General features: G+C 34.2%; 8 protein-coding genes. 5 read left to right on the top strand and 3 right to left on the bottom strand.

From position 1 onward, the window contains the following. The 4 genes from B6K90_RS18005 to B6K90_RS17990 all read left to right on the top strand — a co-directional run. Window positions 1-486: substrate-binding domain-containing protein (locus B6K90_RS18005; protein WP_174567637.1), on the top strand; the 486-nt coding region annotated here is incomplete at its 5' end. Window positions 487-555: 69 nt separating this feature from the next. Further along, window positions 556-1,452, top strand: a complete 897-nt coding sequence (pstC, locus tag B6K90_RS18000) for a phosphate ABC transporter permease subunit PstC (protein WP_139840758.1) — start codon at window positions 556-558, stop codon at window positions 1,450-1,452. Beyond that, on the top strand, window positions 1,449-2,336 hold the full coding sequence (gene pstA, locus B6K90_RS17995; protein WP_088014147.1) for a phosphate ABC transporter permease PstA: 888 nt from the start codon (window positions 1,449-1,451) through the stop codon (window positions 2,334-2,336). The genes pstC and pstA overlap by 4 nt, the downstream gene beginning before the upstream one ends. 176 nt (window positions 2,337-2,512) lie before the next feature. After that, window positions 2,513-3,001 (top strand): ABC transporter permease, encoded by a 489-nt coding sequence (locus B6K90_RS17990; RefSeq protein WP_407920539.1) that lies wholly within the window; start codon window positions 2,513-2,515, stop codon window positions 2,999-3,001. A gap of 153 nt (window positions 3,002-3,154) precedes the next feature. On the opposite strand, the gene B6K90_RS17985 is transcribed toward B6K90_RS17990, so the two are convergent. The 3 genes from B6K90_RS17985 to dcuS form a co-directional block, all read right to left on the bottom strand. Beyond that, entirely contained in the window at window positions 3,155-3,388 is a 234-nt protein-coding gene (locus tag B6K90_RS17985; protein WP_088014146.1) for a DUF3953 domain-containing protein, read from the bottom strand. 186 nt (window positions 3,389-3,574) lie between these two features. Then, window positions 3,575-4,288, bottom strand: a complete 714-nt coding sequence (locus tag B6K90_RS17980) for a response regulator (RefSeq protein WP_088014145.1) — start codon at window positions 4,286-4,288, stop codon at window positions 3,575-3,577. Continuing rightward, window positions 4,281-5,891 (bottom strand): DcuS/MalK family sensor histidine kinase, encoded by a 1,611-nt coding sequence (dcuS, locus tag B6K90_RS17975; RefSeq protein ID WP_088014144.1) that lies wholly within the window; start codon window positions 5,889-5,891, stop codon window positions 4,281-4,283. The genes B6K90_RS17980 and dcuS overlap by 8 nt, the downstream gene beginning before the upstream one ends. A 249-nt stretch (window positions 5,892-6,140) precedes the next feature. On the opposite strand from dcuS, the gene B6K90_RS17970 reads away from it, so the two are divergent. Beyond that, window positions 6,141-7,391, top strand: a complete 1,251-nt coding sequence (locus tag B6K90_RS17970; protein WP_088014143.1) for a dicarboxylate/amino acid:cation symporter — start codon at window positions 6,141-6,143, stop codon at window positions 7,389-7,391.

The following is a 7,391-nucleotide window of genomic DNA, read 5'->3' as shown; positions in this document are numbered from 1 at the left end:
ACACTTCAACAAATTGAAGATATTTTCGCTGGAAAAGTAACGAACTGGAAAGAAGTTGGCGGTAAAGACGAGAAAATTAATGTAATCAACCGTCCAGCATCATCTGGTACTCGTGCAGCGTTTGAAAAGAAAATTATGAAAGACGTTAAGATTAACGATGGCGTAGGAACAGTGCAAGATTCAAACGGTGCAGTTGAGCAAGCTGTAAACTCTACTCCTGGTGCAATTTCTTATCTTGCTAATTCATATTTAATCGGCGATAAAAAAGACGCATTAAAAACTGTAAAAATTGATGGAAAAGAATCTACTACAGACAATATCGTTGCAGGTGATTACCCATTCTACTCTTATGAGTACATGATTACAAAAGGCGATGCAAAATCTCCAGTAAAAGAATATATTGAATTTATTAGTGGTGACGAGTTTGCTGATAAGTTAGTTGAGATGGGTTATATCCCAGCTTCAAAAATGGCAGGTTTAGAATAATATAAAAAATGAGAGTTGGTTTTATATCAACTCTCAAACTAATTTATTAATGGATGATAGGGGTTTATCATGAATTTCAAAAAAAGAAACTTTTTTCTAATTGAATACCTTGGAAGAACTCTTGTAACTTTATGTGGTTTCTTAATGATTGGTATTACAATAGCAATAATAGGATTTATTGTTAGTAAAGGAATTCAATCATTTACAGTTAATGATATAAGTTTAAGTGAAATTTTATTTTCAAAACATTGGAGTCCAAATAATGCTTCAAACCCAACATATGGTGCTTTAATTTTTATTGTTGGATCAATTCTAGTATCTGTTGGCGCTGTAATTATAGCTGCACCAATTGCAATTGCATTAGCGATTTTCATGAACTTTATTTCACCGAAGTTTGGTGAAAAAGTATTAATTCCAGTTTTGGAAATTCTAGTCGGTATTCCTTCAGTAGTTTATGGATTTCTTGGCGTTACAATATTAGTTCCACTTATTAGAAATGCAGTAGGTGGAGTAGGGTTTAGCTTAATTGCAGGGATTATTGTGCTTAGTATCATGATTTTACCTACAATTGCAAGTATAGCTTCTGATGCTGTGCGAGCTGTTCCTAGAACATATTTAGAAGCCTCATACGGACTAGGTTCTACTAGGTGGCAAGCAATTAAATTGGCTGTTGTACCAGCTGCAAAAACAAATATTTTAACAGCGATCGTTTTAGGTCTTGCTCGTGCTTTTGGTGAAGCATTAGCAGTACAAATGGTAATCGGAAATACTGTTAAGTTCCCTAATGGTATTTTTGACCCAACGGCAACATTAACAGGAATTTTAACAATGGATATGGCAAATACATTAAATGGTACAGCTTGGAATAACACATTATGGACTCTAGCAATGATCTTACTTCTAATTTCATTCCTCTTTATTCTGATCATTCGTTTAATTGGAAGAAAAGGAGGAGCAAAAGCATGATGGCAAGAAAAATGGATAAGATTTGGACAGGAATTCTTTGTCTAATAGCTGGTTTAGTTGTAATCTTATTATTATTTTTATTAAGTGAAATTATTTTTAAAGGTTGGGGATTCTGGGATTTCAACTTCTTGTTTGGAAAGCCTAGCAATACTCAAGCAGGTGGTGGAATAGGGCCACAACTTTTTAATTCATTTTATATCTTAGTGTTAACATTAATTATTTCAGTTCCGATTGGAGTAGGAGCTGGGATCTATATGGCAGAATATGCAAAACCAGGTCGTTTTTTAAATTTCTTAAGATTATGTATTGAAACGTTGGCTTCATTACCTTCAATCGTAGTAGGACTATTCGGTTTATTAGTATTTGTAACGATGACTGGGTGGGGATACACTTTAATTGGTGGTGCACTTGGGATTTCAATCTTAAATCTTCCTGGTTTAACAAGGGTAAGTGAAACAGCGTTATTAAATGTTCCTAAAACTAGTAAAGAAGGTAGTCTTGGATTAGGAGCTACAAAGTGGCAAACGATTACTAAAATTAGTATCCCAACAGCAATTCCACAATTAATTACGGGAATTATTTTAGCGGCTGGAAGAATTTTTGGTGAAGCAGCGGCATTAATCTATACTGCTGGACTAACAACGCCTATTCTAAATAATGCTGCTCCATTAAATACACCGATGAATCCGTTTAATATTTTTAGACCAGCAGAAACATTAACAGTTCATATTTGGAAATTAAATTCAGAAGGTATTGTTCCAGATGCGCAAAGCATCGCTACAAAATCTGCTGCAGTCTTAATTGTAATGATCCTTTTATTTAATTTGCTTGCTAGATTGTTTGCTAAGTTTTTAAATAGACGCTTTACAGGGGCAAAAAGATAAATATTTTTAAAGATCTCTTTGGAAGATTCCGAAGAGATTTTTTTATTTTATCGACTAATTTAAAACGATGTGATCTTTAACTTATCTTGCTTGGACAAGTATACAATCAATTAAGCCTTGTCTCTATATAATATAGAAGTTTATAAGAGAGTGAAGTGACAATTATGCCTCCAAAAATGAAAAAACCAAACGATTCAAATGAGGAGAATAAAGAGAATATTAATATTTCTTCAGCCTTTAGAGCTGTAAGTAATGCAAATCAAACTGTGCCAGAAAATACTTTTGTAAAAGTAAACTATTTACAAAAACAATTTGATTTAGCAAATGAATATAATTCATTTACCTCAATATTTAGACCAAGAAATAATGGGGTCTATTTAATTTCTGCTACGATTTCTTTTATTCCTAATAACAACAATGTTAACTATAGAGCACGAATTGAAATTCGTGTGAATGGAAGACCCGCAATCGCTATCGATAACGATTTCTTTGGTCCAATAAACTTCGGAAATGCTGTAAATGTTTCGACGATCCAGAAACTTAATGCTTTGGATAAGGTTGAGGTTTTTGCCCAAAGCAGTCTAGCTGGTGTGATCGGGGCAAATGTTGATGGTGAAGTTAGTACTCATTTTGAAGCTGCAAGATTTCCATCTCCAACATCATAAGTTTAAAGTGAAAAGGCAACTGACCCTAAAAAGTCAGTGCCTTTTTATTTAAATTTAGGCTCTGTTAATATTAAATATTGATTTTTTTTACTAAAAAAGAGGTTATCTAATTAGTAGACAACCTCTAGAAACTCTTAATTAACTAACTCATGCTTAATTCAATATGAACCCCTTTATTGATGCACAAATCAAAAATAAGGAAACAATAAAATTAGAGAAAGCAGCTCCTTTTCGTTTTAATTGAAATTCTGTAATTCCTATAACTACAAACATTGCTCCTAATAAAAATATCATATACGGCATTATCACAAATCTACCAGTAATTAGAGCATATACTGCTAAAACTATTGAAAGTAGACCAAAAACACTCTTTAATATTTTTAACAAAGAACTACCTCCCTTACTAATAACTAATATGTAACCCTTAAAATTCTACCATATTATTCCATATGATTGTATTTATCCTTCAATCTTGTGCAATAAACAAGACTGCCGAATGAAGCAGTCGTTTTTTCCAAAATCAACAATCTACTTTAACAGAGCCTAAATTTTAAAAAAGTGGCATTGCCACTTTTAAAGTAATGTATTCACTTTATTTAGTTTGTCTGATTTTAGTGTGTACAAATACACTGGTCTTCCAATCCCGTATGTCAATGACTCTTCAAGTACACCGAGACTAGTTAGAAACTTCAAATATTTTCGAATCGATACGCGTGATATAAGGGTGGTCTCTGAGATATCATCGGTTGTAAACTGACTGTTTCCTTTTGATTTTATTACACCTATGACAACCTGTAATGTGCTGCTAGTTAAGCCTTTAGGCAAATTACTCATTGCTTCTTCGACCGGCTTTTGACCTATGCTAAAGAACTGTTCATCTAGATCTTCCTGACTGATTAAGCTTTTATTTGCAAAAAAATTATAATTATCTTTATACTTCAACAAGGCTTGATTAAATCTTTCAAACTCAAACGGTTTAATTAGATAGTCTACAGCCCCATACCTTATTGCAGTATGAATTTTTTCTTTGTCCGCAGCTGCAGTAATTAGAATGACATCTACTGCCATGTTGTGTTCTCTAATAAAACTAAGCAATTCAAGTCCAGTCGAACCAGGCATATAAACATCTAGCAAAATAAGGTCTACCTGTTCGTTTTTAAGGAACGTAATGGCATCTTTCACGGTATGGGAAATCCCTATTAAACTAAAACCCTTTATCTCATTAAGGTAACGTTTATTGAATTCAGCAACCATTGGATCATCTTCTACAATCAGGACTTTAATCATTTCCATACCTCTTTTCTTCATATGGGATTTGTATTTGGAACTCAGTCCCTAGTAGTAATTTTGAGTCGATGATTAATTCTCCACTCAGTTTCTTAATACTATTTGCAACCAAATAAAGGCCGTAGCCACGATTTTCTCCTTTTGTGGAAAACCCTTTTTCAAATACTTTCTTTTGTAACTCATCAGACATTCCAGGTCCTGAATCTAGAACTTCGATTGTTAAAAATTTATCTGCATAATGAAAGATTACTTCCAGTGTTTTTTCTTCAGTATCAGACAATGCTTCTATTGAATTATCGATCAAATTGCCAAGAATGGTAATTAAATCTTGAGTGAACTGAGGGTCTTTCGGCTCAGGAATGACATTTTTACATTCGAACGATAACTCGACATTTTCTTCCCTTGCATAACTTAATTTTCCCATAATAAATCCGGCCAGGGCAGGGTCTTTAATATGCTGAGTAATATGTCCAAATTCTTGATTTTGATAGTTCACTAAAGTTCGGATAAATCCTGATAACTCATCGTAGGATTTCATTTGGACCATACCAAGAATAACGTGAAGTCGGTTCATAAACTCATGGGATTGTGCGCGAAGGGATTCCGCATAGGTTCTTACACCTGTTAATTGTTCGGCCAACTGATTTACTTCGGTTTTATCCCGAAATGTAGAAATGGCTCCAACTACTTCACCATTTACCACAAGAGGAACTCTATTAACGAGGATGGAAACTCCGTTAATGTTTTGTTCATCATCTAGTTCGGGTTTACCTGTTTCTATAACGTGATCCAATCTTGTTGAAGGCATATATTCATCAATTTTCATGCCAACGGGCTTTTGAGAAAGCCCTGCCTTTTGAAAAATTTGTAATGCAGATTTATTTACTAAAGTAATTGTTGATTGATTATCAACTGCGATAATTCCCTCATGAACAGATTGGAGCATCGTACTCCTCTCCTCAAGAATCTTAGCAATAGCAAAGGGTTCGAGCCCTAGCAATGTCCTTTTAATATACCTTGCAAGTAAAATAGCACCAATGATGCCTATTATTAAACCAAGAACTGTCACGATAAGGATGTCCCAATGACTTTTGCCAAGTACAGACTCTACACTCTTAAGTGAAATTCCAACTGCAACCACGCCGATTTGTTTATTTCTCAAATTGTATATTGGAGTAAAGGCACGTACTGATTCACCTAATGTACCATGCGAGATTGATACATATTCTTTACCCTTTAGTGCCGCTTTTTCATCACCGCCAACAAAATGTTTGCCGATCTTTGCCGGATTTGGATGTGATTTACGAATTCCGTTCATATCCATAACGACAATAAACATTACATTTGTAGCTGTTTGAATTTCCTTTGTATAATCTTGAATTGCAGTAGTGGAGTGGTCGTCGCTCATTTCATCAATTACAATTTGTGATTTAGCAACAGTTCTAGCTACAATTAAGGCCTTTTCTTCTTGGTTTTTTATAATTTTTTTACTGACAGAATGACTGATTAATAAGTCAGTAATCATTAAAGATAGGAGTACGACTAAACAAACAAAGAAAATGATAATTGTACTTAATTTAAATCTAAATCGCTGATCGCGCACATTAACCTCCAACTATTACTAGATTCATCATATTGAACCACTATTGCTCTAATGGTTTTTAATAATACTTTTCCAATTTACTATAAAATATAGTCCAATTTAAACTTAAGATCATGATTTTATTACTTACATTAATTACAAAACACTTTATAAAGTTATTTTAACTATTTATAACGTTCACAAAATTGTAACATGTAAATAATTCAATAAATTGTAATCGTTTTCAAAAATGATTGGAGGTTAAGCACATTGAGAATTAATTTTAAAAGTCTTACAACTCAAGTTATTTTAGGAATCTTTCTTGGTATTTTAGTCGGATTCACATTTCCAGATATCGGTTCACAGCTAAAGGTTATTGCTGATATTTTTATTAAGCTAGTAAAAGTTGTTATTGCACCGATTATATTCTTAACGATTGTTATCGGGATTGCAGGAATGGGGGATATAAAAAAGGTTGGCAAAATTGGTGGGAAGGCCTTACTTTATTTTGAAATCGTTTCGACAATCTCTTTAGCAATCGGTATTATTGTTGCAAATGTATTAAAGCCAGGTAAAGGGATTGATGCAGCAGCGGGAAAAGGAGATATTTCTCAATATACTAAGGCAGCCTCGGAAACAAGCCACGGTTTCATGGACTTTATCGCTTCAATCATACCTGAAAGCTTCATTGGAGCATTTGCAAATGGTCAGCTTCTACCAGTACTTCTACTTGCAATTTTATTTGGCATTTCACTTGCCCATTTAGGTAAGAAAGGTAAGCCAGTTATAGAGTTTTTTGAGAAATTGACTGAGGTATTCTTTGGAATTGTTAATATTATCATGAAGATTTCTCCATTTGCCGCTTTCGGTGCGATGGCATATACAATTGGAGAATTCGGTATCGGTTCGCTTATCTATCTTGGAAAACTGATGGGATCTGTTTACCTTACAATGGCTATATTTATTGTTCTAGTTCTTGGCGGAATTGCTAAAATGTTCGGATTTAATATCTTCAAATTTATCGCTTATATAAAAGAAGAAATCCTTCTTGTTGTTGGAACGTCATCATCTGAGGCAGCATTACCGAAAATGATGGAAAAGCTTGAGAAATATGGCTGCTCAAAATCAGTAGTGGGACTTGTGCTTCCAACTGGTTATTCTTTTAATCTTGATGGAACTTCTATCTATCTCTCTATGGCTGCATTATTTATTGCACAAGCTTATGGTGCTGACTTAAGCATATTGCAGCAGATTACACTACTAGGTGTATTAATGTTGACTTCAAAAGGCGCAGCGGGAGTTACTGGTTCTGGGTTTGTGACATTAGCCGCAACTTTAGCGGTATTTCCGTCAATCCCAGTAGAGGGTATGGCACTGATTCTTGGTGTTGACCGTTTCATGTCTGAAGCACGCGCAGTTACTAATCTTATTGGAAACGGTGTTGCTACTGTTGTAGTTTCCAAGTCTGAAGGTGAATTTCATCCGATTTATCAGGTTGAGGAGACAAAAATTACAGTTTAA

Origin of the sequence: Gottfriedia acidiceleris (genome assembly GCF_002128425.1) — a bacterium.
Lineage (GTDB): Bacteria > Bacillota > Bacilli > Bacillales > Bacillaceae_G > Gottfriedia > Gottfriedia acidiceleris.
Note: the sequence above shows the minus strand (reverse complement) of the source record. Positions and strands in the feature narration are given on the sequence as shown.

Excerpts from the sequence above, each read along its gene's own strand:
- pstC (WP_139840758.1), top strand. The coding sequence starts at position 556 with ATGAATTTCAAAAAAAGAAACTTTTTTCTAATTGAATACCTTGGAAGA.
- pstA (WP_088014147.1), top strand. The coding sequence starts at position 1,449 with ATGATGGCAAGAAAAATGGATAAGATTTGGACAGGAATTCTTTGTCTA.
- B6K90_RS17990 (WP_407920539.1), top strand. The coding sequence starts at position 2,513 with ATGAAAAAACCAAACGATTCAAATGAGGAGAATAAAGAGAATATTAAT.
- B6K90_RS17980 (WP_088014145.1), bottom strand. The coding sequence starts at position 4,288 with ATGATTAAAGTCCTGATTGTAGAAGATGATCCAATGGTTGCTGAATTC.